Here is a 24,393-nt window from a genome sequence, read left to right on the forward strand (position 1 = left end):
TCACCGCAGCTTCTTGATACGTTCCGTGGGGCTGATGACGTCGGTGAGGCGGATCCCGAACTTCTCGTTCACCACCACCACTTCACCGTGGGCGATCAGCGTACCATTCACCAGCACGTCCAGCGGCTCGCCAGCCAGACGGTCGAGCTCGATGACCGAGCCCTGGTTGAGTTGCAGCAGGTTGCGAATGGAGATGTCGGTATGGCCGACCTCCATGGAGATGGTCACCGGGATGTCCAGGATCACATCCAGATTGGGCCCTTCCATGCCAGTCACTGCCAAACCCCCACTGCTCTGACCAAATTCCTCCACCGGCGCCTTGGGCGGCTTGGGGGCTTCGACCTGGGTACCCTGAGCCATCAGGGCATCGATATCGTCCTGACTGGCATCGCCGGCTTCGGCCAGGGCTGCGGCCCACTCGTCCGCCAGGGCTTGTTCTTCGGGGTTGTCTGCCATCGTGTGGGTCTCGTGCTACGCCGGGCCGCGGCCCGGACGGAAAAAACGGTTTTCGCTCAGCGGCCGCGGCTGACCGGTTCGAGAATCTGCAGGGCCAGGTTGCCCTTGCGTGCGCCCATCTTGACCTTGAAGGTGGGCATGCCGTTGGCTCGCATGAGCATCTCCTCCGGCATTTCCACCGGAATCACGTCGCCTGGCTGCATGTTGAGGATATCGCGGAGTTTGAGTTGGCGCCGGACAACCGTCGCCTCCAGCGGCACGCGCACATCGAGCAGGTCCTCGCGCAGGGCCTTGACCCAGCGTTCATCCTGGTCATCCACGTCCGACTGGAAACCGGCATCGAGCATTTCGCGGATCGGCTCGATCATCGAATAGGGCATGGTCACGTGCAGTTCGCCGCCACCGCCATCCAGCTCGATGTTGAAGGTGCTCACCACCACCACTTCGCTGGGGCTGACAATGTTGGCCAGCGCCGGGTTGACCTCGGAGTTCATGTATTCGAACTGGCAGTCGAGCATGGCGCCCCAGGCTTCCTTGAGATCGACGAAGCACTGGTCGAGCACCATGCGCACCACGCGCAGTTCGGTGGGGGTGAATTCCCGGCCCTCGATCTTGGCGTGGCGGCCGTCACCGCCAAAGAAGTTGTCCACCAGCTTGAACACCAGCCGGGCATCGAGGATGAACAGCGCGGTACCACGCAGCGGCTTCATCTTGACCATGTTGAGGCTGGTGGGGACGTATAACGAATGGATGTATTCACCGAACTTGGTGACCTGCACCCCGCCCACGGAGACGTCGGCCGAACGCCGCAGCAGGTTGAACATGCTGACCCGGGTATAGCGGGCGAAGCGTTCGTTGATCATCTCCAGGGTCGGCATGCGTCCGCGGACGATGCGATCCTGGCTGGTGAGGTCATAGCCCTTGATGGTGCCCGGCTCGGCATCGGTCTCGGTCTCGACGATGCCATCGTCGACCCCGTGCAGCAGGGCATCGATTTCATCCTGAGAGAGCAGATCTTGCACGGCCATGGCGTTACCTATTGCAGGACGAGATTGGTGAACAATACCTGTTCGATGGCAGTCTGGCCGGTCAGTTTCTTCGCCAGCTCCTGAACCTTGCTGGTGGCCTGCTGGCGCAGCATCTCCTTGCCCACCGGGGTCAGGAGGCTGTTGAAGTCCTGGCCGGAAAACAGCATCACCAGCTGGTTGCGGACCTGCGGCAATTGCGCCTTGAGCGCATCCATCTGCGCCTGGTCGCGCCCCATCAGGGTCACCGTGACCTGCATGTAGCGCTGGCGACCGTCGGCGTTGTAATTGACCACAAAGGCTGGCACCAGCGCCTGGTAGACCGCCGCCAGGTGCACGGGTGCCGCCGGAGCGGCCGGCGCGGCGTGCTCGGGCTCCGCGCTCTTCTTGCCGAGCAGGAACCAGGTCGCGCCCACCGAGGCGCCAATGACCAGCAGCAGGGCCACGACGATGATGATGATAAGTTTGAGCTTGCCCTTGCCCTTGCCTTCCGCGGCTGCACCCTCTGCCGCAGGGGCCTGCTTCTTCGCCATAAGTGCTCGACCGAATCCTGTGCTGCGCGTCACCCCTGTTGGGTGACGCAGCTAACCTATTGATACGAAGGGGATATAGCAGGTGCGGCCGAGGCTGTCACCTGGCAGCCGGCGGCCCGTCATGCGTAGTAGTCGACCAGACTGCGCGCCGCGAGCGTCGCCGCGCCACGGGTTTCGGCGACATTCGCCACCGCTTCATCCTCGCCCCCGCCCGCGCCACGGCTGCCGCGACGCGAGTTATCGCTCTGGCCACCCTGCTGCGACTGCTGCCAGGCCTGACCGGACGACTGATCGGAAACGTTGACGTTGGCGAGGTTCATGCCCTGCTGGGCGAAGAGTTCGCGCAGGCGCTGGCTGCCGTTGTCCAGCGCTTCGCGCACGTCGGCGTGGGGACTGGCGAAGGTGACCTGGGTCTGGTCTTGGGTCATGTCGATGCGCACCTCCAGCTTGCCCAGTTGCGCCGGCTCCATCTGGATGTCGGCGGTCTTGAGATTCTGGCTGGACATCCACATGACCTTGTCGACCACCGCCTCGCTGAAGTTGCCTGCCTGCGGGCTGAGCGGCTGGCCGGGTACCGTGGCCGTGACCGGGCGAGCTGTCGCAGCGGGCGTGCTGAGGGCTTGGGACAGGACGGTGAGTTTGTCGGCGAAGGCATCGCTCTTGCTCGGTACCGCCGCGTCCTGCCCATCGCCCTTGTCCAGGGCCGCAGCCAGGGCCGCGCTGGCCGCCTGATCCGCCACCTGAGCGGGAGCGCCATCAGCCGGCAGCAAGCCTTGCAGCTGAGTGGCCGCCAGGTTGTTGGCGTTGGTGGCGGCCTTGGCGGCGTCACCCTGGGTCTGGGGTACCTGGCCCAGCAGTTGCGCCAGACCATCGTCCGCGGCCTGCTGCTCGCCGGGCTTGGCCGGAGTGGCCGTAGTGCCCGTGCCGACACCCGGGGTGGTCGTCTGGGCTACGGTTGCCACGGCAGCGCCCAGCAGCGCCGCCGGATCCAGGGCCTGGGCAGTGGCGGTGGCTGCGGCGTCCGCGGCCGTCCCGGTCGGAAGCTGAGGCGTTGCCACAGGTGTAGCTACCGGCTGCGGGAACTGACCGGTCATGCCGAACATGAACAGCGGATCCAGGACCGCGTCCAGCGGCGCCTTGGCGTCTTCGCCCTGGGCCACCGGCAAGGTCTTGCCGCTGTCGTCGGTAGCGGCTGCCGACGGCGCGTCGCTTTTGGCGGTGCTGTCGACCTCGGGCTTGGCGTCCGCCGTGCGGTCGTCATTGCTGGAGCGCTTCACCCGGTCATCGCCATCCCGGGCTCGCCCGGGTTCGTTCTTGCGCGCCAGGGTCGGGGCCTTGCTGTCGCTGGTGTCGCGCGGCTTTTCGCTGCGCACCGGCTCACGCGGCTGCTCCTGGGCGAAGACATCGGCGAACCGCTCCTGGGCTGCCGGGCGATCCTGGGAAGGGGTCTTGGCCGCCGCCCGGCCGGTACCGGCTGGAGAAGTGGCGGTATTCAAAAGGAAATCGGGCACGACGGCCATGGAGAGCTCCGAACGACGGGTTTCCGGGTATCTAGCAAGTTGCGCGCCAGCTGGAAACGCCAGCGCTTTGACGAGGTCAGCCCGCGTAGCGTTGCCGCTCGACCTTGAACAGGATGCGGACGATGGCGAATTCGCGCTCCATGGCGGAAACGCCCATGGCCAGTTCGGCGGTGGTCGCCCGGCGCCGCGCGCCCTCCTCCACGTCTCGACACAGCTGCGCCAGGGGCGCGGCGCCCATGTTGCCGGCGCTACCCTTGAAGCTGTGCGCCAGCTGGCGGACCTGCTCGGCATCGCCACCGATCACGCTGCGCTTGAGTTCGGCGATGCGCTCTTCGCAATCGAGCAGAAAGGTTTCGATGAGATCGACGTACTCCTCCTCCATGCAGTCGCGCAGGGCGGCGAGCGTTTCCGGATCGAGATGGGAGGAAAACATCGGCATTCTCACTGACAAGAAAAGGAACGAAGGCGGGGCCTGGCCTAGATATAGGTCGAGCGCGCCCGCTGGGCGTATTCGTCCATCTGTTTCTGTTCGCGCTTGTCCTCGACCTGGCGCTGCTCCTGGCGATAGCGCTCGACCAGTTTGCGCAGGCCTTCGAGGCGGGCATAGCGCTCCTGCCACTGGGTACGCGCCTTGGTCACCACGTCGCGGTGCCACTGGGCGTTGCGCTCCTGCTGGCCGATCGCCTCTTCCAGCTGGCTGAGAAAGCGCTGATAGCCGATCAGCCACTGCCCGGTGACACCACGGCTGCCATTGACCACCAGGCGCTGCTGGTAATCCTCGCGATAGCGCTGCAATTCACCCAGCTTGAACTCGGCCTGGGCCAGTTGCTGCTGGCATTGCCCCAGGCGCTGGGCGGCGTCGCGCTCGTCGCGCTCGCTCATCTCCACCACCGGACCCAGACGCTCGGCTCTGCCTTTCATGATCTATCAGCCTCCCAATACGACTTGGAGATTGGCGGAACTCTGCTCCAGCGATTCGCTTTCGCGCAGGCCCTGGCGCAGGAACTGCTGCATGGGCGCATAGCGGGCGATCGCCAGATCGGTTTCGGCATTCCCGCCGGGCACATAGGCACCGACGCTGAGCAGGTCCTTGGCCTGCTGATAGAGCGACCAGAGCTGCTTGACGCGCTGGGCGTTGCGCAGATGCTCCGGGCTGACCACCTGGGGCATGACCCGGCTGATGGACGCCTCGATGTCGATCGCCGGATAGTGCCCTTCCTCGGCCAGCCGCCGCGACAGCACGAAGTGACCATCCAGCACGCCACGCGCCGAGTCGGCGATGGGATCCTGCTGATCGTCGCCTTCCGAGAGCACAGTATAAAACGCCGTGATCGAACCCCCACCTTTTTCTGCGTTGCCGGCCCGTTCCACCAGGCGCGGCAGCTTGGCGAACACCGACGGCGGGTAGCCCTTGGTCGCCGGCGGCTCGCCGATGGCCAGGGCGATCTCCCGCTGCGCCTGGGCATAGCGGGTCAGGGAATCCATCAGCAGGAGCACGTTCTTGCCCTTGTCGCGAAAGTATTCGGCGATGCGGGTGCAGTACATGGCCGCGCGCAGGCGCAGCAGAGGCGCATCGTCCGCCGGCGAGGCCACGACCACCGCCCGCTTGATGCCCTCCTCGCCCAAGATGTGCTCGATGAATTCCTTCACCTCGCGGCCCCGCTCGCCGATCAGCCCGACCACAATGATCTCGGCCTTGGTCAGCCGGGTCATCATGCCGAGCAGCACGCTCTTGCCCACGCCGGTACCGGCGAACAGGCCGAGACGCTGGCCGCGACCTACCGTCAACAAACCGTTGATGCTGCGGATGCCAACGTCCAGGGGCTCGCTGATGGGTTCGCGCTTGAGCGGGTTGATGGTGGGGCCGTCCATCGGCACCCAGTCTTCAGCGCGCATGCGGCCCTTGCCGTCCAGGGCGTTGCCCAGGCCATCCAGTACGCGCCCCAGCATTGACATGCCCATCGGCAGGCGACCGGTATCCGGCACCGGCACCACCCGGGCGCCGGGCGCGATGCCGGCCAGGCTGCCCACCGGCATGAGAAAGGTCTTGTTGCCGTTGAAGCCCATCACCTCGGCCTCGACCTCCACCGGCTGATAGCCACCGCCATTGATCAGCCGGCAGCGACTGCCGACAGCGGCGCGCAGGCCTTCGGCCTCCAGGGTCAGACCGACCATGCGCAGCAGGCGGCCTTCGATCACCGGCTGCTGCTCCACCCGGATGGCTTCATCGTAGCCGCTGAGGCGGCGTTCGAAACTCAGACGCTCAAGACGCATGGGAGGCATCCTCGATGTCGATGTGCAGATCGGCTTCCTGGGGCTGGGTCGCCTGGTGGCGCTGCTGTTCGGCCAGCTGGGTCAGCGCCTGGGTCAGACGGGTCTCGATGCTGGCGTCGATGACGCTGCTCTCGGTCTCGATCCGGCAACCGCCAGGCATCAGGGTCTCGTCCTCGAGGATGCGCCATTTTTCTTCGTGGCGGTCACGCAAGGCCTTCATCAGCTCGAAGTCCTGGGGGCTGACCTGGATGCGGATGTTCTCGGCACCCATGGGCAGCAGCTTCAGCGCCGTGCGCACCACCTGAACCAACTGACTGGAGTCTAGCGTGAGTTCGCGCTGGATGACTTCGCGGGTGATATGCCGGACCAGCTGCACCATGCCGGCCTCCAGGGCTTGGTCCTGCTCGCCGATGGGATCGAGCAGATGGCTCATCAGAGTTTCCAGGCTGGCGAGCCGAACGGTCAGCGCCGCCTCGGCTTCCTGGCGCGCCTTGAGCTGGCCGGCGTGGTAGCCGTCGCGCTCGCCGGTGCCGAAGCCCTCGTTGTAGGCCTCCTGGCGGATCGCCTCCAGCTCTTCGAGGGTGATCGGCTGGACCTCTTCGACCGGGACCTCTTCGATCTGGGGCTCTGGCTGGGGCTCGGGCTCGGCTGCCGCGGGCACAGGGATTTCTGCAGGCGCGTCGAAGTTGTCGAAGGCTGGCAGTCGCCAGACGTCGAAGGCTTCCAGATCACGCGCCCTGATCAGTTCGCTCGCCGCTTCTTTGCTCATTACCTGTCCGTCAGAAAACCGCTACTGACCAGACCTTAGCAAAGCACAGGCCAATCCCGGCAAGCCGTCAGACCATTTCCTCGCCACCCTTGCCGCCGAGGACGATCTCACCGGCGTCGGCCATGCGGCGGGCCACGGCAAGCACCTCTTTCTGCGCCCCCTCCACCTCGGACAGTCGCACCGGCCCCTTGGCTTCCAAGTCGTCGCGCAGCAGCTCGGCCGCGCGCTTGGACATATTGCGGAAGAATTTCTCCTTGATGCCATCGTCGGCGCCCTTGAGCGCCAGCACCAGCACATCCGAGGACACCTCGCGCAGGAGCGCCTGGATGCCGCGATCGTCGACATCGGACAGGTTGTCGAAGACGAACATCAGGTCCTCGATCTGCCCCGACAGATCCTGATCCGCGTCGCGGATCGCGTCCATCAGCGGGCCTTCGACCGAACTGTCCAGGTAGTTCATGATGTCGGCGGCACGTTTGACGCCGCCCAGGGCGGTACGGGTGGTGCTGGCGCTGCCGGAGAACTGCTTCTCGAGGATCAGGTTCAGCTCCTTGAGCGCCGCCGGCTGCACGGTGTTCAGCGAGGAGACGCGCAGGACGATGTCCAGGCGCACCTTGTGATCGAAGTGGCCAAGGACTTCGGCCGCCTGGTCGGGATCCAGGTAGGCCACCACGATGGCCTGGATCTGCGGGTGCTCGTAGCGAATCACATCCGCCACCGCCCGCGGCTCCATCCACTTCAGGCTGTCCAGACCGCTGGTGTTGCCACCCAGCAGGATGCGGTCGATCAGGCCGCTGGCCTTGTCCTCGCCCAGGGCCTGGGTGAGCATCTTGCGGATGTAGCCGTCGGCGCCCACGCCCAGACTGGTCTGGTCGCCCACCACCTCGATGAAGTCGCCCAGCACCCGCTCGACCTGTTCGCGGTTGACGTTGCGCATCTGGGCCATGGCGGTACCGACCTTCTGCACCTCCTTGGGCCCCATGTGGCGCAGGATCTGCGCGGCGTCGGCTTCGCCCAGCGACAGGAGGAAGATCGCGGCCTTCTCTACCTTGGAAAGTTGCGCTTCATTCGTCGCCATTGATCCAATCCTTCACTACCTGGGCGACACGGCCCGGATCATCGTTGACCAGCTGCTTGATGGCGGTCAGTTGAGCGTCATAGCCCTCGCTCGGGCTCGGCAGCAACAGCGGCGCCGGACCGGCCAGGCTCACCTTGTCGTCGGCCAGATCGTCCGACAGGCCATCCAGACCACCGGCACCCAGGGCACCGGCACCACCGGCAGCGGCCAGGGCAGCGGCGTCCTTGGTGTTGCCACCGGACAGATTCTTCAGCACCGGACGCAGCACCCCAAAGACTAGCACCAGGATGAAGAGGACGCCGAGGGCCTGCTTGACCACGCCCCAGAACCAGGGCTGCTGGTAGAAGGGAATGCTCTCGATCTCTTCCTGCTGCACCGGGGCGAAGGGCGCGTTGATCACGCTCACGCTGTCACCACGGCTGGCGTCGAAGCCCACGGCATCCTGCACCAGACGGGTGAAGCGAGCCAGGTCTTCGGGGGTCCAGGGCTGGTGGCTGACCTTGCCGGCCGCATCGACCTTGACCTGATCGTCCAGCACCACCGCGACGGAAAGTCGACGCAGACGGCCCTGCTGCTGACGGGTGTAGCTGATGCTGCGGTCCAGCTCGTAGTTACGGGTGTTCTGCTCACGCTTGTCGGTCGGGTACGGCAGGGTTGCCGGCAGGCTGGTCTTGCTGTCGTAGATGTACTGGTCGTTGGCGTCACGCAGCGGCTGGCCGGGAGCGATGTAGTTGGCGCCGCCACCCTGGGCACCGGCCTTCTCCGGGGTCGAAGACGGACCGGGCGGCTGGTTGGACAGGGCACCGGGCACGCCCTGGGCGCCGCCGCCGGACGTCTGGCGCTGCTCGCTGTTCTGCTGCTCGCTGCGCAGGGCCGGCTGATCCGGATTGAACTGCTCGGAGGTCGACTCCACGGCATTGAAGTCCACATCCGCGGCCACTTCGGCCTTGAAGCGGCCGTTGCCCAGCACCGGCTGCATGATGTTCTGCACGCGCTGGGTCAGGGAGCCTTCCATCTTGCGGGTGTAGTCCAGTTGCTTGCCGGCGATCGACAGCTCGGAGAGATTCTGCTGGTCGGACAGCAGCTGGCCCTTCTGGTCGACGATGGTGACCTGGGACTTGTCCAGTTCCGGCACGCTGGTGGCGACCAGATTGATGATGGCCATGACCTGACCGGCATCCAGGGTACGGCCGGGATACATCTCGACCAGTACCGAGGCGCTCGGCTTGCGCTCGTCACGGACGAACACCGAACTCTTCGGGATCGCCAGGTGCACCCGGGCGCCCTTGATGTTGTTGAGGCTGGAGATGGTCCGGGCCAGTTCGCCTTCCAGGCTGCGCCGATAGTTGGCCGCCTCCATGAACTGGCTGGTGCCCAGCGGCTGCTCCTTGTCCAGCAGCTCGAAGCCGACATTGCCATCGGAGGCGGTGATGCCGGCCGCGGCCATCTTCATGCGCGCCCGGCCGAGGTCGTCGGACTTGACCAGCAGGGCGCCGGAATTCGGATCGACCTTGTAGCCGATGTCGGCCGCGCCCAGGGCCTGCAGCACCTGATTGGCGTCGAGACCATTCATGCTGGTGTACAGCGGCCGATAGTCCGGCTGCTGGGTCCAGAGCACCACGGCAAAGCCCAGGGCGACGCTGGCGGCCAGGCCGATCAGCAGACCCATCTGCCGCAGCAGCGGCATGTCGGACAGGTTGTCGAGAAAGCTGAGCCCCAGCAGCGACTTCTTAGGCTTGTCTTCAGCCTCGGGCTTGGTCGTCGGGACGGGTGCGTTGGTGAGAGCTTCAGCCATTTTCTAGACCGTCCTCAAATCGACATTTGCATGATGTCTTGGTACGCCTGAACAAACTTGTTGCGTACCTGGGTCAAGGCCTGCACGGAGACGCTGGCCTTCTGCGAAGCGATCATGACTTGAGTGAGGTCGACGCCGCCCTGCCCCAGCTCGAAGGCCTTGGCCATCTCGCCAGCGGTCTGCTGGGTCTCATTGACGGAGCCCACGGCCTTGCTGAGCATGTCGGCGAAGCTCGGACCCTGGACCTGTTCCGCGCCGGCAGCCGGAGCTACCACGGCTTTCGACCGGGCCATGGCTTCGGTCTGCATGGAGCGCATTTCCAGCATCAACCGATTGAACTCGACACCTTGAACCATTTGCTCTGCTCCTCTGGCACGGGAAATTGACGCCGTGCCCACTCGTGTCAGAGATAGAGCAATGCTTGTGCCAGATCCTAAAAATCCAGCTAAAACAATGGTTTGGGAAAAAGGTGCAAAGAGATGGTTAAAGTTTGCCGAAAATCAGTCGACGCTGAGCAGTTCGCGGTTGCGCTACAGCAGGGCCTTGCCGATGCCCTTCACCTCGAGCAGCTCGTCCACCGAGGCAAAGGCGCCATGGGCTTGGCGATGGTCGACGATCGCCTGTGCCTTGACGGCCCCTATTCCCCGCAGCCGTTGCAGCGCGGTGACGTCGGCGACATTGATGTTCAGGGGTGCCAGGCTGGCATTCGCGGCAGGTTTGGGTGCAGCACCCGTGCCAGGCTCACAGGCATTGGCCCACGGACCGAACAGGGCCAGCAACGTCACTATCCAGACGAATCTCATAGAGGAACCTCCCTGTTCCGCTGTTTGATCCGGAGAGCTTAACGCAAAGGGTCAGACGGTCAACTCACCAGAGACCCTGCTTGGGCACGCTCGGTCTGGAGGGCCAGTAGGGTCTGGCGAACGCCCTGGCGCCAGTCGCTCGGCGGGATGCCGAAGTGCTGCTCCAGCGCGCTGGAGTCCAGCATGGAATAGGCCGGGCGCTTGGCCAGGGTGGGAAATTCGGACGTGGCGATGCCGGTGATGAGCGGCGCCCGTTCCAGCATGCCCAGCTCCTCGCCGGCATCGATGATGTAGCGCGCGAAGTCGCACCAGCTCAGGCCGCTGTCGCCGCCGAAGTGATAGAGGCCATAGGCCGTCTGCTCAGGCTGAGCTTCGGCCTGGACGGCGATCTGCAACAGCGCATCGGCGATGTGGCCGGCGTAGGTCGGGCAACCCACCTGGTCGCTCACCACCCGCAGTTCGTCACGATCGGCAGCGAGCCGCAGCATGGTCTTGAGGAAGTTGTTGCAGTGTTCGCTGAACACCCAGGCGGTTCTCAGCACCACCGAGCGCGGGCAGGCGGAGAGCACGCGGTTCTCCCCTTCCAGTTTGGTCATGCCGTAGACCCCGGACGGACTGACCGGATCCTCGACCTGATAGGGTTCGGTGGCGGTACCGTCGAACACATAGTCGGTGGACAGGTGCAGCAGGGCGATGCCGGCGGCGCCGCAGGCCTGGGCAAGCACCGCAGGACCTTCGATATTGCCGCGGGCGGCGATCTCGGGTTCCTGCTCGGCCTTGTCGACCGCCGTGTAGGCGGCCGCATTGATCACGACGTCCGGAGCGAACCGCTCGAGATGGCTGGTTACCGAGCCTTCGTCAGCGATATCCAGAGTGGCACGTCCATGGGCCTCCCATGCCAGTTCTGAACGCTGAAGACGATCGGTCAGACAGCGTCCGACCTGACCGTTAGCTCCGGTAACCAGTATCTTCATCTATACAGCTCCGCCAATCGAAGGCCTTGTGCATCTTTGGCGGACAGGATGGGATCCGTTACCCGCCAGTCGATATTCAGATCCGGATCATTCCAGATCAAAGAACCTTCATCAGAGGGATCGTAATAATCTGTGCACTTGTATTCAAAATCAGCGGTTTCCGACAGCACCACGAAGCCGTGGGCCAGGCCCGGCGGTATCCAGAGCTGGCGCTTGTTGTCTTCCGAGAGGATCTCGGCGACCACGTTGCCGAAGGTGGGCGAACCGCGACGGATGTCGACGGCCACGTCCAGCACCTCGCCGCGCACCACGCGCACCAGCTTGCCTTGCGGCTTGCTGCGCTGGAAATGCAGGCCACGCAGCACGTTCCGGGCGGAGCGCGAATGGTTGTCCTGCACGAACGGCAGGGTGATCCCCGCCTGCTGGGCATAGCGCTCCGCCTGGAAGGACTCCAGGAAGAAGCCGCGGTCGTCACCGAAGACCTTGGGTTCGATCAGCTTGACGTCCGGGATCGCGGTGTCGAAGACCTGCATCAGTCCTGCTCCTTGCACAGCCGCGCCAGGTACTGGCCGTAACCGGTCTTGCTCAGCGCTTCGGCCTGCATGGCCATCTGCTCGCAGGTGATCCAGCCCTTCTGGAAGGCGATCTCTTCGAGGCAGGCGACCTTCAGACCCTGACGCTTCTCGATGGTCTGGACGAAGTGGCCGGCTTCCAGCAAGGCGTCGTGGGTACCGGTGTCCAGCCAGGCGAAACCGCGGCCCAGCAGGGAAACGTTCAGCGAGCCACGGCGCAGGTACTCGTTGTTGACGTCGGTGATTTCCAGCTCGCCCCGGGGCGACGGCTTGATGTTGGCGGCGATGTCCAGCACGTCGTTGTCGTAGAAATACAGACCGGTGACGGCATAGTTGGACTTCGGCTTCTTGGGCTTTTCTTCGATGCTCAGGGCCTTGCCCTGCTCGTCGAACTCGACCACACCGAAACGCTCGGGGTCGGCGACGTAGTAGCCGAAGACGGTGGCGCCCTTGTCCACGCTGGCAGCCTTGAGCAGCGTCTCGCTGAAGCGCTGGCCGTAGAAGATGTTGTCGCCGAGGACCAGGCAGACGTTGTCATCGCCGACGAATTCGCGACCGATGATGAAGGCCTGGGCCAGGCCGTCCGGGCTGGGCTGCTCGGCGTAGCTCAGCTGCATGCCGAAGTGGCTGCCGTCGCCGAGCATGCGCTGGAAGCCGGGCAGGTCGGCCGGCGTCGAGATGATCAGGACTTCCTGGATACCGGCCAGCATCAGCACGGACAGCGGATAGTAGATCATGGGCTTGTCGTAGATCGGCAGCGACTGCTTGGACACGCCCAGGGTAATGGGGTGCAAACGGGTACCGGAGCCACCGGCCAGCAGAATTCCCTTGTATTTGCTCATGGCAATCGTCCTCTGAAAATTGACTGTTGCTGTCGGTCGAACACGCCCGCGGGCGTGTCCGCGATAGGATCGTTAAACGGCTTCGCCGAGACGCTCGAGGCGGTAGGCGCCGGACAGTACCCGCTGCCACCACTCACGATTGTTCAGGTACCAGGTTACGGTCTTGCGCATGCCGGTCTCGAAGGTCTCTGCCGGCGTCCAGCCCAGCTCGCGGCCGATCTTGCTGGCGTCGATCGCGTATCTCATGTCGTGACCCGGACGATCCTTGACGAAGGTGATCAGGTCGCGATAGCGCTCGACACCCTCGGGCTTCTGCGGAGCCAGTTCTTCGAGCAGGTCACAGATGGTCTCGACGACCTGAAGGTTGCGTTTCTCGTTGTGACCACCGATGTTGTAGGTCTCGCCGACCTCGCCCTGGGTCACTACGGTATAGAGGGCGCGGGCATGATCTTCGACGAACAGCCAGTCACGCACTTGGGAGCCGTCGCCATAGATCGGCAGCGGCTTGCCATGGATGGCATTGAGAATGACGTGGGGGATCAGCTTCTCGGGGAAGTGATAGGGGCCATAGTTGTTCGAGCAGTTGGTCACCAGTACCGGCAGCCCGTAGGTCCGACCCCAGGCACGTACCAGATGGTCGCTGCCGGCCTTGCTAGCCGAATAGGGCGAGCTCGGGGAATAGGGCGTGGTCTCGGTGAAGAGGTCGTCGGTACCGTGCAGGTCGCCGTAGACCTCGTCGGTGGAGATGTGGTGGAAACGGAAGGCTGCCTTGGCCTCCGGCGCCAGGTCGTTCCAGTACGCACGGGTCACCTCGAGGATGACGCCGGTGCCGACCACATTGGTCTGTATGAAGGCGGCAGGGCCCTCGATGGAGCGGTCCACGTGGGACTCGGCAGCCAGGTGCATGACCACGTCGGGCTGGAAGGACGCGAAGACCTGCTGCAGGGCGGCGAAGTCGCAGATGTCCACCTGGTGGAATTCATAGCGGTCGGAGTCGGCGACTTCGGCCAGGGAATCCACGTTACCTGCGTACGTCAGCTTGTCGACGTTGGCAACCTTGCATTGGGGTCTCGTTGATAAGAAAACGTACCACGGCGGAACCAATGAAACCCGCGCCACCTGTTACCAGTACCTTCATCCTGAATCCTGCCTATATCGATTTGTACATCATCGCGCCCGGCGCTGCGGACGAGACATCGGAGGACGGCGCAGCCATCCCTGGCTTGGGTCACAGCCACGGCTATGTACCCAAAGACCTGAGTTAAACAGTGGCAGGAAAAGAAAGTTCAGCCTAGCGCTGGGCGGCTGCCGCTTCTGTGCTCGGCTTCAAATCCAGGCTGAAAGAAAGCGTGGACGGGATCACTCGATGGATCTCTTGCCGTGCAGCCAGTCGACGATGTCGCCCTCTGGCGAATAGCCCGCGACGGTGTCGCGCAACAGTTGCCGGACGCGGAGATAATCACCGGCATCGATCGCGCGACTCAGCTCGACGAGGGCTGCCCGGAAGGCATCCCAGGCCAGGAAGTCTTCGCTGGCACGCATGATCTTCGGATGGGAAGTCGGACTCACGTCGTCACCGATGAGCAACTCTTCATAGAGTTTTTCACCGGGTCGCAGCCCGGTGAACTCGATGGCGACATCGCCATGGGGATTGGCCGGCGAGCGGACGCTCAGGCCCGATAGCTTGATCATCTGCTCGGCCAGTTCGACGATGCGTACCGGCTCGCCCATGTCGAGCACGAAGACGTCTCCGCCCTCGCCCATGGCGCCCGCCTGGATGACCAGTTGGGCGGCCTCGGTGATGGTCATGAAGAAACGCGTGATCTTGGGATGGGTGACGGTGACCGGCCCACCCTTGCGGATCTGGGTCCTGAACAACGGGATGACCGAACCGGACGAGCCCAGCACGTTGCCGAATCTCACCATGGTGAAGCGGGTGCGATTGACCTGATGGATACCATCCGTTTGCCCGTGCAGCACGGGCGCCGCCTCGCGACTCAGGGCCTGCAGGATCATCTCGGCCAGGCGCTTGGTACTGCCCATGATGTTGGTGGGCCGTACCGCCTTGTCGGTGGAGATCAGCACGAAACTGGTCACGCCAGCCTGGATGGCCGCCTGGGCGGCATTGAGGGTGCCCAAAACGTTGTTGCCGAAACCCTCGGCAATGTTGTGCTCGACCATGGGCACGTGCTTGTAGGCTGCCGCATGGTAGAGGGTGGCCACCTTCCAGTGCCGCATCACCTGCAGGAGCAACGGCGCGTTGCGAATGGAGCCCAGCACCGGCACCAGGGTGACCGGCAGGGCTTCGCGCTGGATATAGGTCTCCAGCTCACGGTGGATGCTGTAGAGGTTGAATTCGGCGTGGTCGAGCAGGATCAGGGTGCGCGGTTTCTGGCCAATGATCTGCCGGCACAGCTCGGCGCCGATGGATCCCCCTGCCCCGGTCACCATCACCACCTGGGCGGTGATGCAACGGGCGAACAGCTCGGGCCGGGGCGTCACCGGATCCCGTCCCAGCAGATCGGCGATATCGACCTCCTGGAGGTCGTCCACCTGTACCTTGCCGCAGGCCAGGTCGCTGATCCGCGGCACGGTTCTGACGTGCAGCGGATAGGGTTCCAGCAGACCGAGAACCTCACGCCGCCGTGCACGAGTAGCGGACGGGATCGCCAGAAGGATCTCCTCGGCGCCCGTTTCATCGATCATCTGCTGGATGTGTTTGGGGGTGTAGACCTTGAGACCGGCAATGATGCGATTCGCGATGCTCTTGTCATCGTCGATGAAGGCCACCGGACGCATGGCCCGGCCCATGCGCAGCGCCGCGACCAGCTGATTGCCCGCCGAGCCGGCGCCGTAGATGGCGACCCGTGGCAGTTCGTCCGGCTGTTTGATGAAGGGCACGGTAATGGCGCGATACCAGTCGCCCAGGAAATACTGGCGCAGCGCGAGACGCAGGCCGCCGATCAGGATCAGGCTGACGATCCAGTAGTTGAAGATCATCGAACGCGGAACGATCTCCGGCAGGTCGCGATACCAGTAGATGACTACCGACAGCAGCAGCGTCGACAGCGTCACCGCCTTGGCGATGGCGATCAGGGCGTCGTTGCCCAGGTAGCGCATGACCGCGCGATACATCCCGAAGCGGATGAACAGGGGAATGGCGATGGCCGGCGCAGTGATGAACAGCCAGGCGTGCCCGCTGAAGGGCTCGATCATCTGCACGGAACCCAGGCGCAGATAGAAGGCCAACCATAGCGAGAGCCAGATCAGCAACAGGTCGACCGCGACCTGGATGACTCTCTTGGTACGCCGGTTCAGCTTGACCAGATGGTCACGCAACATGTCAGTGTCCCTAATCCCTGAATCCGGTGGACTGCGCAGCCATGGCTACCTCATCGGTCCCAGCATGGTATCGAAGGGCCAGGCAAAGCAAAGGCCCATAGGCAAGCAAGAGCCCCAGTATGGCACTTAAAAGACCCAGCCCCACCAGCAAAGCGATAGGCAGCAACCAGAACAGGTTGATGGCGAGTACCGACAGGGTCACCGGACGATGGGCGCCATGCTGACGGGAGGCCCACTGATAGGCGTGGGTGCGATGAGCCTCGTAGGGCTTCTTGCCCCGGCTCAGCCGCCGCAACAGGGTCCAGGTCGCATCGACCACGAAGACGCCGAGCAGGATCAGCCAGGCCCAGAACAGCGACAGCTCCACCAGTGCCGCCTGCAACGACAGCATGCCGAGAATCAGACCGAGAAAGCCACTGCCGACATCACCCATGAAGATGCGCGCTGGCGGAAAATTCCAGCATAGGAAGCCACCCACGGCCGCCGCCAGGAGCAGGGGTGCGCCCAGCAAGGCGCCATGCTCGGTCACGGCATAGATCAGCGCCATGCCCAGACAGACGACGAGCGCCTCGACGCCGGCGATACCATCGATGCCATCCATGAAATTGTAGAGATTCAGCAGCCAGACCAGATAGAGGACGCCAAGGGGCATCACCAGCCAGCCGGGCAGCCCCAGAACAGCGGACAGCTGCTCAGGAAGCGCGCCATAGCCGCCCAGCCACAGCAGGGCAGCGACCGCCGCCAGAAAGTGACCCAGCAGACGCCAGCCGGCGCCCACGTGCCGATGATCGTCGACGAAGCCGAGCACTGCCACCAGCAGCCCCGCTCCTATCAGGACGCCGCAGGAAGCCGGATCAAGCTGCCCCAGCAGCTCCAGCACCACACAGCCGAGCACGAACACCACGACGATCGCCAGGCCGCCGCCTCGAGGCGTCGCCACCTGGTGCGAACTGCGCGCGTTGGGTTCGTCGAGCAGTCCTCCGGACAGGGCATAGCGGCGCAGCGCCGCCGTGCCGAGCCAGCTGCAGCCGCCAGCCAGGAGCAACAGGAGCAGCATCATTTCCGACCCTCCGCACCGGCCCGTTGCGCGCCCAGCGCACGCAAGGCGGCCCGCGCCGACAGCGGGGGCTGCCAGCCCAGCAAGGTCTTGGTGGGCTGGATGTCGACCTGCAGCGACCCACAGAGACGTTGCGCCACCTCACCCCGCCCCAGCAATCTGGCGCCCCATTCGAGCCAGGCGGACGGAACGGCGATCAGCCGGGGTTTCTGACCCAGGCCTTCGGCCAGCGATTCGAGCAGCTCGGCGGTGGAAAGATCTTCATCGTCGCTGACCAGCAGGATGGCCCCGGCCGCCTTGGGCGCCGCGATGCACAGGATCAACAGATCGAGCAGATTCTCCAGCGCGAGCAGACTGCGCCTGTTGTGCCGAACGCCCCCCAGTGGCAGCGGTACGCCCCGCGCCAGGGTGTCCAGCAGACGGGCCACATTGGCCTTTACCCCAGGCCCGTAGATCAGTGGTGGACGCACGATGACCACTTCCAGCCCGGTCTCGGCCATCAGCGCCAGCAGCTGCTGTTCGGCAGCGGCCTTGGAACGCGCGTAGGCATCGGTGGGTGCGGGCAGATCGTCAGCGCGAAAGGGCTTGCCGGGAAGGGTCCAGTCACCATTGACCTTGATGCTGCTGACGAAGATGAAGCGACGGACGCCGGCAGCCTGGGCATCCCGGGCCAGCTTGAGGGTTGCCGCCCGATTCACCTCATCGTAGCGAGCCTCGCTGACCACGCCTGGCTGCTCGCCCAGCTGATGGACCCGGGCGGCGAGATGGATGACGGCATCCACCCCTGCCAGGGGCGCGGACCAGTCGGTATCGGCGGACAACTCACGGATCACCGGAATCACCTCGCCCGCGATCGAGGCAGCTGCCGGCTGGCGCTGCGCGGCGACCACCGGATACCCCTTGGCCTGTAGCTGCCGAACCAGGGCTGCGCCGACGAAGCCCCCCGCCCCAGTCACCAGAATCTTGCGTTCCATCAATGCGTTGCGCCGTGCCAGTCAGCCAGGAAAGGGCGCTTATGGTAAGACATTGCCCCGCGAGGGCCTAGCCACGCAGAACGCAGGCATAAAAAAGCCCGCCGAACCTGAGCTCGGCGGGCCGAAAAACTTGAGAACCTTAGAAGGTCTTGGCGGAAGCCTGGACTTCGACGGCCTGGAAGCGAGCGCTCGGCTGGCCAACGTAGTGGCGCGAGAAGCTCTCGACGCGCTGAACGGGCTGCAGGAACAGGGCAACCATCCAGCTACCGGCCAGAGCGGCTACAGCGAGGAAGGGATGACCGAGGTGCATGCTGGTGAAGCAGGCGGCGATACCGATCCAGATGAAAAGATAGTGGCGCATGACAACTTCCTCACTCGGCGTGGACTACGAGGTCACCCAAGACCTTATGTGAAGGAAGTCTCATACAAAAATCGGAACCCGTCTACAAAAATATCAAAACGGCTTGACTTTTTTTGTAAACGTCAAAATACCGATACCAGCCTTATGAATAACGCTTTTTTGACGGCTCCGAGCTAGCCAAAAAAACAAGGAAAATCAAACTCTTGTCGGGCAGACAGAGAAAAGACCGGCAGTGGGCGACGGCTTTATGGCTCCAGCTCGTTGACCCTGTCCCGCAGCTCCTTACCTGGCTTGAAGTGCGGAACGAACTTGCCGTCCAGCAGCACCGACTCGCCGGTCTTGGGATTGCGCCCCGTACGGGGTTCGCGATAGTGCAGCGAAAAGCTGCCGAAGCCGCGGATCTCGATACGGTCTCCAGTGGAAAGTGCCTGGGCCATCTGCTCCAGCATGGTCTTGATCGCCAGTTCGACATCCCTGGACGACAACTGCCCCTGATAGGAAACGATGCGCTCGATCAACTCCGACTTGGTCATGGATTTTTTCCTTCGTTATCAAGCGGCTAGATCACCTCCAAGGACTTTTAGCACGCCGACGGATTTTTGAAAAGTCAAGCGGACGACTTTGGTCCCGGCAACTTTTTACGGGTCATGACCACCCTGCCCACTTTTCGCCAGCCAAAAAAAAGCGACCCCGAAGGGTCGCCTTTTATTCAAGCTCGAACTTAGTTCTGGCTTTCCATCTGCGCCTTGATCAGGTCGCCGATGGTGGTGGGGCCAGCAGCAGGCTCTTGCTTGCTACGCAGGGAGCTCATGGCTTCCTTCTCGTCGTCGACGTCCTTGGACTTGACGGAGAGGCTGATCACGCGGCTCTTGCGATCGATGCTGATGATCTTGGCTTCGACTTCGTCGCCTTCCTTCAGCACGTTACGGGCGTCTTCGACGCGGTCACGGCTGATTTCGGACGCCTTCAGGACGCCTTCGATCTCGTTGGCCAGGGTGATGACAGCGCCCTTGGCATCGACTTCCTTGACAGTACCGCGCACGATAGTGCCTTTCTCGTTCAGGGAGGCGTAGTTGGAGAACGGATCGTCTTCCAGCTGCTTGATACCCAGGGAGATGCGCTCGCGCTCCGGGTCAACGGACAGGATCACGGTGTCCAGCTCGTCACCCTTCTTGAAGCGACGCACGGCTTCTTCGCCGGTTTCGTTCCAGGAGATGTCGGACAGGTGTACCAGGCCGTCGATGCCGCCTTCCAGACCAATGAAGATACCGAAATCGGTGATCGACTTGATGGTGCCGGAGATGCGGTCGCCCTTGTTGAACTGACCCGAGAACTCTTCCCACGGGTTGGCGCGGCACTGCTTGATGCCCAGGGAGATACGACGACGCTCTTCGTCGATATCCAGGACCATGACTTCCACTTCGTCGCCGACCTGAACGACCTTGGACGGGTGGATGTTCTTGTTGGTCCAATCCATTTCGGACACGTGCACCAGGCCTTCCACGCCCTCTTCCAGCTCGGCGAAGCAGCCGTAGTCGGTGAGGTTGGTGACGCGCGCCTGAACGCGGGTGCCTTCCGGGTAACGGGCCTTGATGGCGACCCACGGATCTTCGCCCAGCTGCTTCAGACCCAGGGAGACGCGGTTGCGCTCGCGGTCGAACTTCAGCACCTTGACGTCGATCTCGTCGCCGACGTTGACGATTTCCGACGGATGCTTGATGCGCTTCCAGGCCATGTCGGTGATGTGCAGCAGGCCGTCTACGCCGCCCAGGTCGACGAACGCACCGTAGTCGGTGAGGTTCTTGACGATACCCTTGACTTGCTGGCCTTCCTGCAGGGATTCCAGCAGAGCTTCACGCTCGGCGCTGTTCTCGGCTTCCAGGACGCTACGACGGGAAACGACAACGTTGTTGCGCTTCTGGTCCAGCTTGATGACCTTGAACTCGAGTTCCTTGCCTTCCAGGTGAGTGGTGTCACGCACCGGACGGACATCGACCAGGGAGCCCGGCAGGAACGCGCGGATGCCGCTGACGTCGACGGTGAAACCGCCCTTGACCTTGCCGTTGATGACACCCTTGACCACTTCGTCGGCGCTGAACGCGGCTTCCAGGACCAGCCAGGATTCGGCGCGCTTGGCCTTTTCGCGAGACACTTTGGTTTCGCCGAAACCGTCTTCGACGGCATCCAGGGCTACGTGGACTTCGTCACCCACGTTGATGGTCAGCTCGCCTTGTTCGTTGTAGAACTGCTCGAGCGGAACCAGGCCTTCGGATTTCAGGCCGGTATCGACCACAACCCAGTCGCCATCGATCGACACCACGGTGCCGACGATGATGGCGCCCGGCTGCATGTCGAGGGATTTCAGACTTTCTTCAAAGAGTTCTGCGAAGCTTTCGCTCATGTTCATACCTGTTGTATGGATACCCGATGTATCCGGCTACCGCATGACCAGCCCATGCGGGGTGAGTGGTTACCATCCGGCTGCCGGGATGCGACTGGTTCCCGGTAGCTTTCACCGACGACTCGGATGAGTCTCGGCCTTCATCCCGCCAGGTCGCGCTCGGCGGCCAGGGTCAGGATGCGTTCCAATACCTGTTGTATGGAGAGATGCGTGGAATCCAGCTCGACGGCATCGTCGGCCGGCTTGAGCGGAGCAACGCTACGCTGACTATCGCGGGCGTCCCGCTCACGGATCTCTTCCAGGAGGGCAGGCAAGCTAACATTTTCGCCCTTCTGCTTCAACTGAAGATAACGCCGCTGTGCTCTTTCCTCGGCACCGGCGGTCAGAAAGATCTTCAGCTCGGCGTCCGGAAACACCACGGTGCCCATGTCACGGCCATCGGCGACCAGACCGGGCGCCTCGCGGAACGCCTGCTGGCGCTGCAGCAGGGCATCGCGCACGGCGGGCAGGGTAGCGACCTGGGAGGCGCCGGCGCCGACTTCCTCGGTACGGATGACGTCGGTGACGTCCTCCCCTTCGAGGATGATGCGCTGGCCGTGCTCATGCCCGGCAAGAAACTGGACGTCCAGGTGGGCCGCCAGCAACTTGAGCGACTCTTCGTTGGTGTAGTCCACGCCATGGTTGCGGGCGGCGAAGGCCAGCAGGCGGTAGAGGGCGCCGGAATCCAGCAGATTCCAGCCCAGCTGACGGGCGACCAGCGCCGCGAGGGTGCCCTTCCCCGAACCGCCAGGGCCATCGAGGGTGATGACGGGTGCGGTACTGCTCATGAGTGCCCCTCCGTAAGAGATTGATGGACGGCGACCTGAGCGCCGGCCTGGGTACGACTGGCGAGGATGCGCCCGAAATATTCGCGCGCGCCGCGGGCATGGGTCAGCACCTCCATGAGGAACTGACCATCGCCGGCCTGGATGGCGCCGCGCAGCTCGTCGAGATCGGCGCGATAGGTGTCCAGGGCCTGCAGTACGGCTTCACGATTGGCGATGAAGATGTCGTGCCACATGGTCGGATCGCTGCCGGCGATGCGGGTGAAGTCGCGGAAACCGCCAGCAGCGTAATGGAAGATCTCGCGGTTCTCGCTGCGCTTGGCCAGGGAATCCACCAGATTGAAGGCCAGCAGGTGCGGCAGGTGACTGGTGGCAGCGAGGACCTGGTCATGATGCTCGACGGTCATGTGTTCGACATCGGCCCCTATGGCGCGCCAGAGCCGGTCGACCTTGTCCAGATCGGCTGGAAGGGTCTCTTCCAGTGGCGTGAGGATGACCTTGTGCCGGTTGAACAGCGCCGCGTTGGCTGCCGTGACGCCGCTGCGCTCGGAGCCGGCGATGGGATGACCCGGCACGAAGCGCAGCGGCTGGCCGGCGAAGGCCTGGCGAGCGGCGCGCACCACGTTGCCCTTGGCGCTGCCGACGTCGGTGAGGATGGCACCCTGCAACGGCAAGGCCGCGAGATCGGCCAGCACCCGCTCCATGGCCAGGATGGGCACGGCGAGCTGGATGACGTCGGCACCCGGGCAGGCATCGTCCAACTCGGCGACGCAGCGGTCGACCACACCCAGCTCGACCGCCAGCCGGCGGGTCTCGGGATCGCGATCGACCCCGACCACCTCACGACAGAGACCACTGGCGCGAGCGCCCTTGGCGAAGGAGCCGCCGATCAGGCCCAGGCCGACAACGACGAGACGGTCGATCAGAAGGGTGGCCACTTCAGCCACGACCCAGGACCTTGCTCAGCGCCGTCAGGAAACGGGCATTTTCCGCTTCGGTGCCGATGGACACGCGCAGGAAGGTCGGCATGCCATAGCCGGCGACGGGCCGCACGATGACGCCCTCCTGCAGCAGCCCCTGGTTGATCGGCGCGGCGTCGCGCCCCAGGTCCACGGCGATGAAATTGCCACGGGAAGGAATCCACGCCAGGCCGAGGTCGCGGAAACCGGCTTCCAGCTGGGCCATGCCCGCATCGTTGAGGGCCCGACTGCGGGCCAGGTAGTCGCTGTCGGCCAGGGCCGCACAGGCCGCGGCCTGGGCCAGGCTATTGACGTTGAACGGCTGGCGCACCCGATTGAGGACGTCGGCCACGGTCGGCGAGGAGAAGGCATAGCCGACGCGCAGGGCGGCCAGGCCATAGGCCTTGGAGAAGGTACGCGAGACGACGAGGTTGGGGTACCGGGCAAGGAATGCCAGGCCGTCCGGCAGCTCGTCGCCCTCGGCGTATTCGATATAGGCCTCGTCCAGTACCACCAGGACGTGCTCGGGTACGCGGGCGAGGAAGAGTGCCAGGGCCTCGCTGTCGAACCAGGTGCCGGTAGGGTTGTTGGGATTGGCGATGAAGACCACCCGGGTGTCGGCATCGATGGCGGCGAGCATGGCGTCGAGGTCATGCCCGTAGTCCTTGGCCGGGACGCTGCGGCCTTCGGCGCCGATGGCCAGGGTCACCAGCGGATAGACGGCGAAGGCATGCTCGCTGAACACGGCGTTGTAGCCGGGCGCCAGATAGGCCCGGGCGACCAGTTCGAGGATGTCGTTGGAGCCGTTGCCCAGGGTGATGCCAGGGGCGGCCACACCGAATCTCTGGCTGAGGGCCTGCTTGAGGTCGAAGCCGCCGCCATCCGGATAGCGGGTCAGCTCGGCCAGTTCGGCACGAATGGCTTCGAGGGCCTTGGCGCTGGGGCCGAGCGGGTTCTCGTTGCTGGCGAGCTTGACGATGCTGGCCGGCGCCATGCCCAGTTCACGGGCCAGTTCATCGACGGGCTTGCCAGGCACGTAGGGCGAGAGTTTCTGTACGCCGGGAAGGGCTTGTGCCAGGAAATCGCAGCTCATGGAGACCTCTTCAACTTGCAATGACGACGGTCGGGCCGCCGAAAATGGGCGCCATCTTAAAGCCAAGGCGGGTCGCGGACCAATCGAAGTTGCGCCTGCGCGACGGAAAGCCCCTAGCTGATGGCGCTGTAACGCCCGGGCCGATGGTTGATCGCCAGGGTCAGATTGAGGATCACGGCGCCCAGGATCGAGACGAGGATGGCAACGGGCTCGACGACCCACAGCGCCAGCAGGACGATCAGGCAATCGATGCCCATCTGCACCTTGCCCGCTCGCCAGCCATAGCGCTGCTGCAGATAGAGCACGGCAATGTTGATGCCGCCGAGGCTGGCCTGGTGACGGAAGAGGATCAGCAGCCCCACGCCCATCAGGACGCCGCCCATCACCGCGGCATAGAGGGGTTGCAGTGCGCTGAAAGCGATGAAGTGCGGGGTCAACTCGGTCAGCAGCGACACCAGGGTCACGGCCGCCAGGGTCCGCAGGGTAAAGGCCCAGCCCATGCGCCGCACGGCCAGCCAGTAGAACGGCAGGTTGATGAGAAAGAACGCCTGACCGAAGGAGAGGCGCGTGCCGTACTGGGCGAGAAAGGCCAGGCCTGCGGTACCGCCGGTGAGCAGGCCGGCCTGGCGATAGAGGTTGACCGCCAGGGCGATCATCAGGGTCGCGCTGAGCAAGGCCAGCACATCTTCGAGCAGATTGTGCCGTTGGGGAGTCACGGAGGTCATGGGGCCATCCTGGCGC

General features: G+C 63.9%; 24 protein-coding genes and 2 pseudogenes. All 26 read right to left on the minus strand.

All coding sequences use genetic code 11. From position 1 onward, the window contains the following. The gene (fliN, locus tag QE444_RS18480) at positions 1–456 is read right to left on the minus strand and encodes a flagellar motor switch protein FliN (protein ID WP_133862393.1); all 456 of its coding nucleotides are present in this window, start codon (positions 454–456) and stop codon (positions 1–3) included. 56 nt (positions 457–512) lie between these two features. After that, on the minus strand, positions 513–1,484 hold the full coding sequence (fliM, locus tag QE444_RS18485; RefSeq protein ID WP_017642077.1) for a flagellar motor switch protein FliM: 972 nt from the start codon (positions 1,482–1,484) through the stop codon (positions 513–515). An 8-nt stretch (positions 1,485–1,492) separates the two neighbouring features. Then, complete coding sequence (gene fliL, locus QE444_RS18490; RefSeq protein ID WP_027597975.1) at positions 1,493–2,014, minus strand: flagellar basal body-associated protein FliL; 522 nt, start codon at positions 2,012–2,014, stop codon at positions 1,493–1,495. A gap of 119 nt (positions 2,015–2,133) precedes the next feature. Then, a complete protein-coding gene (locus tag QE444_RS18495; RefSeq protein WP_309740713.1) occupies positions 2,134–3,534 on the minus strand; it encodes a flagellar hook-length control protein FliK in 1,401 nt (466 codons plus the stop codon). A 76-nt stretch (positions 3,535–3,610) separates the two neighbouring features. Further along, positions 3,611–3,967: an Hpt domain-containing protein gene (locus tag QE444_RS18500; protein WP_158889348.1), complete on the minus strand. Its 357-nt coding sequence runs from the start codon at positions 3,965–3,967 to the stop codon at positions 3,611–3,613. A 44-nt stretch (positions 3,968–4,011) separates the two neighbouring features. Next, positions 4,012–4,455, minus strand: a complete 444-nt coding sequence (fliJ, locus tag QE444_RS18505; RefSeq protein WP_309740718.1) for a flagellar export protein FliJ — start codon at positions 4,453–4,455, stop codon at positions 4,012–4,014. A 6-nt stretch (positions 4,456–4,461) separates the two neighbouring features. Continuing rightward, entirely contained in the window at positions 4,462–5,808 is a 1,347-nt protein-coding gene (gene fliI / locus QE444_RS18510) for a flagellar protein export ATPase FliI (RefSeq protein ID WP_309740720.1), read from the minus strand. Continuing rightward, entirely contained in the window at positions 5,798–6,577 is a 780-nt protein-coding gene (gene fliH, locus QE444_RS18515) for a flagellar assembly protein FliH (RefSeq protein WP_309740721.1), read from the minus strand. Before fliH ends, fliI begins: the two co-directional genes overlap by 11 nt. Positions 6,578–6,644: 67 nt before the next feature. After that, positions 6,645–7,655 carry a flagellar motor switch protein FliG gene (fliG, locus tag QE444_RS18520; protein WP_133862399.1) on the minus strand — a complete coding sequence of 337 codons (1,011 nt, stop codon included), beginning with the start codon at positions 7,653–7,655 and terminating at the stop codon, positions 6,645–6,647. Continuing rightward, complete coding sequence (gene fliF, locus QE444_RS18525) at positions 7,642–9,450, minus strand: flagellar basal-body MS-ring/collar protein FliF (RefSeq protein ID WP_133862400.1); 1,809 nt, start codon at positions 9,448–9,450, stop codon at positions 7,642–7,644. Before fliF ends, fliG begins: the two co-directional genes overlap by 14 nt. A gap of 14 nt (positions 9,451–9,464) precedes the next feature. Further along, positions 9,465–9,806 (minus strand): flagellar hook-basal body complex protein FliE, encoded by a 342-nt coding sequence (fliE, locus tag QE444_RS18530; protein WP_132832054.1) that lies wholly within the window; start codon positions 9,804–9,806, stop codon positions 9,465–9,467. Between the two features lie 174 nt (positions 9,807–9,980). After that, positions 9,981–10,253, minus strand: coding sequence for a helix-hairpin-helix domain-containing protein (locus QE444_RS18535; protein WP_309740725.1), 273 nt, complete (start codon positions 10,251–10,253; stop codon positions 9,981–9,983). A 59-nt stretch (positions 10,254–10,312) separates the two neighbouring features. After that, complete coding sequence (gene rfbD / locus QE444_RS18540) at positions 10,313–11,227, minus strand: dTDP-4-dehydrorhamnose reductase (protein WP_158889339.1); 915 nt, start codon at positions 11,225–11,227, stop codon at positions 10,313–10,315. Next, complete coding sequence (gene rfbC, locus QE444_RS18545) at positions 11,224–11,760, minus strand: dTDP-4-dehydrorhamnose 3,5-epimerase (protein WP_133862403.1); 537 nt, start codon at positions 11,758–11,760, stop codon at positions 11,224–11,226. Before rfbC ends, rfbD begins: the two co-directional genes overlap by 4 nt. Further along, positions 11,760–12,641: a glucose-1-phosphate thymidylyltransferase RfbA gene (gene rfbA, locus QE444_RS18550; RefSeq protein ID WP_309740731.1), complete on the minus strand. Its 882-nt coding sequence runs from the start codon at positions 12,639–12,641 to the stop codon at positions 11,760–11,762. Before rfbA ends, rfbC begins: the two co-directional genes overlap by 1 nt. A 72-nt stretch (positions 12,642–12,713) precedes the next feature. Further along, positions 12,714–13,779: pseudogene (rfbB, locus tag QE444_RS18555) on the minus strand (dTDP-glucose 4,6-dehydratase). A gap of 221 nt (positions 13,780–14,000) precedes the next feature. Beyond that, positions 14,001–15,983 (minus strand): nucleoside-diphosphate sugar epimerase/dehydratase, encoded by a 1,983-nt coding sequence (locus QE444_RS18560; RefSeq protein WP_187979891.1) that lies wholly within the window; start codon positions 15,981–15,983, stop codon positions 14,001–14,003. 10 nt (positions 15,984–15,993) lie between these two features. Then, positions 15,994–17,040 (minus strand): MraY family glycosyltransferase, encoded by a 1,047-nt coding sequence (locus QE444_RS18565; protein ID WP_405046481.1) that lies wholly within the window; start codon positions 17,038–17,040, stop codon positions 15,994–15,996. Further along, positions 17,040–18,014, minus strand: coding sequence for an NAD-dependent epimerase/dehydratase family protein (locus QE444_RS18570; protein ID WP_309740737.1), 975 nt, complete (start codon positions 18,012–18,014; stop codon positions 17,040–17,042). Before QE444_RS18570 ends, QE444_RS18565 begins: the two co-directional genes overlap by 1 nt. A gap of 139 nt (positions 18,015–18,153) precedes the next feature. Then, entirely contained in the window at positions 18,154–18,375 is a 222-nt protein-coding gene (locus tag QE444_RS18575; protein ID WP_309740739.1) for a hypothetical protein, read from the minus strand. A gap of 245 nt (positions 18,376–18,620) precedes the next feature. Then, positions 18,621–18,908, minus strand: a complete 288-nt coding sequence (ihfB, locus tag QE444_RS18580) for an integration host factor subunit beta (RefSeq protein WP_133862410.1) — start codon at positions 18,906–18,908, stop codon at positions 18,621–18,623. 188 nt (positions 18,909–19,096) lie between these two features. Then, positions 19,097–20,776, minus strand: a complete 1,680-nt coding sequence (gene rpsA, locus QE444_RS18585; protein WP_007160397.1) for a 30S ribosomal protein S1 — start codon at positions 20,774–20,776, stop codon at positions 19,097–19,099. A 140-nt stretch (positions 20,777–20,916) separates the two neighbouring features. Further along, on the minus strand, positions 20,917–21,603 hold the full coding sequence (gene cmk / locus QE444_RS18590; protein ID WP_007160398.1) for a (d)CMP kinase: 687 nt from the start codon (positions 21,601–21,603) through the stop codon (positions 20,917–20,919). Between the two features lie 38 nt (positions 21,604–21,641). Further along, positions 21,642–22,526 (minus strand): annotated as a pseudogene (locus tag QE444_RS18595) (prephenate dehydrogenase/arogenate dehydrogenase family protein); the annotation flags it as partial. 13 nt (positions 22,527–22,539) lie between these two features. Then, on the minus strand, positions 22,540–23,652 hold the full coding sequence (hisC, locus tag QE444_RS18600; RefSeq protein WP_309740747.1) for a histidinol-phosphate transaminase: 1,113 nt from the start codon (positions 23,650–23,652) through the stop codon (positions 22,540–22,542). Between the two features lie 113 nt (positions 23,653–23,765). Next, positions 23,766–24,377 (minus strand): YitT family protein, encoded by a 612-nt coding sequence (locus QE444_RS18605; RefSeq protein WP_309740750.1) that lies wholly within the window; start codon positions 24,375–24,377, stop codon positions 23,766–23,768. Between the last annotated feature and the right edge of the window lie 16 nt (positions 24,378–24,393).

The organism is Pseudomonas sp. SORGH_AS_0199 (assembly GCF_031453735.1).
Classification (GTDB): Bacteria; Pseudomonadota; Gammaproteobacteria; order Pseudomonadales; family Pseudomonadaceae; genus Chryseomonas; species Chryseomonas aestiva.

What these genes read in the sequence shown, in the direction of transcription:
- fliN (WP_133862393.1), bottom strand. Translation starts at nt 456, where the DNA reads ATGGCAGACAACCCCGAAGAACAAGCCCTGGCGGACGAGTGGGCCGCA.
- fliM (WP_017642077.1), bottom strand. Translation starts at nt 1,484, where the DNA reads ATGGCCGTGCAAGATCTGCTCTCTCAGGATGAAATCGATGCCCTGCTG.
- fliL (WP_027597975.1), bottom strand. Translation starts at nt 2,014, where the DNA reads ATGGCGAAGAAGCAGGCCCCTGCGGCAGAGGGTGCAGCCGCGGAAGGC.
- QE444_RS18495 (WP_309740713.1), bottom strand. Translation starts at nt 3,534, where the DNA reads ATGGCCGTCGTGCCCGATTTCCTTTTGAATACCGCCACTTCTCCAGCC.
- QE444_RS18500 (WP_158889348.1), bottom strand. Translation starts at nt 3,967, where the DNA reads ATGTTTTCCTCCCATCTCGATCCGGAAACGCTCGCCGCCCTGCGCGAC.
- fliJ (WP_309740718.1), bottom strand. Translation starts at nt 4,455, where the DNA reads ATGAAAGGCAGAGCCGAGCGTCTGGGTCCGGTGGTGGAGATGAGCGAG.
- fliI (WP_309740720.1), bottom strand. Translation starts at nt 5,808, where the DNA reads ATGCGTCTTGAGCGTCTGAGTTTCGAACGCCGCCTCAGCGGCTACGAT.
- fliH (WP_309740721.1), bottom strand. Translation starts at nt 6,577, where the DNA reads ATGAGCAAAGAAGCGGCGAGCGAACTGATCAGGGCGCGTGATCTGGAA.
- fliG (WP_133862399.1), bottom strand. Translation starts at nt 7,655, where the DNA reads ATGGCGACGAATGAAGCGCAACTTTCCAAGGTAGAGAAGGCCGCGATC.
- fliF (WP_133862400.1), bottom strand. Translation starts at nt 9,450, where the DNA reads ATGGCTGAAGCTCTCACCAACGCACCCGTCCCGACGACCAAGCCCGAG.
- fliE (WP_132832054.1), bottom strand. Translation starts at nt 9,806, where the DNA reads ATGGTTCAAGGTGTCGAGTTCAATCGGTTGATGCTGGAAATGCGCTCC.
- QE444_RS18535 (WP_309740725.1), bottom strand. Translation starts at nt 10,253, where the DNA reads ATGAGATTCGTCTGGATAGTGACGTTGCTGGCCCTGTTCGGTCCGTGG.
- rfbD (WP_158889339.1), bottom strand. Translation starts at nt 11,227, where the DNA reads ATGAAGATACTGGTTACCGGAGCTAACGGTCAGGTCGGACGCTGTCTG.
- rfbC (WP_133862403.1), bottom strand. Translation starts at nt 11,760, where the DNA reads ATGCAGGTCTTCGACACCGCGATCCCGGACGTCAAGCTGATCGAACCC.
- rfbA (WP_309740731.1), bottom strand. Translation starts at nt 12,641, where the DNA reads ATGAGCAAATACAAGGGAATTCTGCTGGCCGGTGGCTCCGGTACCCGT.
- QE444_RS18560 (WP_187979891.1), bottom strand. Translation starts at nt 15,983, where the DNA reads ATGTTGCGTGACCATCTGGTCAAGCTGAACCGGCGTACCAAGAGAGTC.
- QE444_RS18565 (WP_405046481.1), bottom strand. Translation starts at nt 17,040, where the DNA reads ATGCTGCTCCTGTTGCTCCTGGCTGGCGGCTGCAGCTGGCTCGGCACG.
- QE444_RS18570 (WP_309740737.1), bottom strand. Translation starts at nt 18,014, where the DNA reads ATGGAACGCAAGATTCTGGTGACTGGGGCGGGGGGCTTCGTCGGCGCA.
- QE444_RS18575 (WP_309740739.1), bottom strand. Translation starts at nt 18,375, where the DNA reads ATGCGCCACTATCTTTTCATCTGGATCGGTATCGCCGCCTGCTTCACC.
- ihfB (WP_133862410.1), bottom strand. Translation starts at nt 18,908, where the DNA reads ATGACCAAGTCGGAGTTGATCGAGCGCATCGTTTCCTATCAGGGGCAG.
- rpsA (WP_007160397.1), bottom strand. Translation starts at nt 20,776, where the DNA reads ATGAGCGAAAGCTTCGCAGAACTCTTTGAAGAAAGTCTGAAATCCCTC.
- cmk (WP_007160398.1), bottom strand. Translation starts at nt 21,603, where the DNA reads ATGAGCAGTACCGCACCCGTCATCACCCTCGATGGCCCTGGCGGTTCG.
- hisC (WP_309740747.1), bottom strand. Translation starts at nt 23,652, where the DNA reads ATGAGCTGCGATTTCCTGGCACAAGCCCTTCCCGGCGTACAGAAACTC.
- QE444_RS18605 (WP_309740750.1), bottom strand. Translation starts at nt 24,377, where the DNA reads ATGACCTCCGTGACTCCCCAACGGCACAATCTGCTCGAAGATGTGCTG.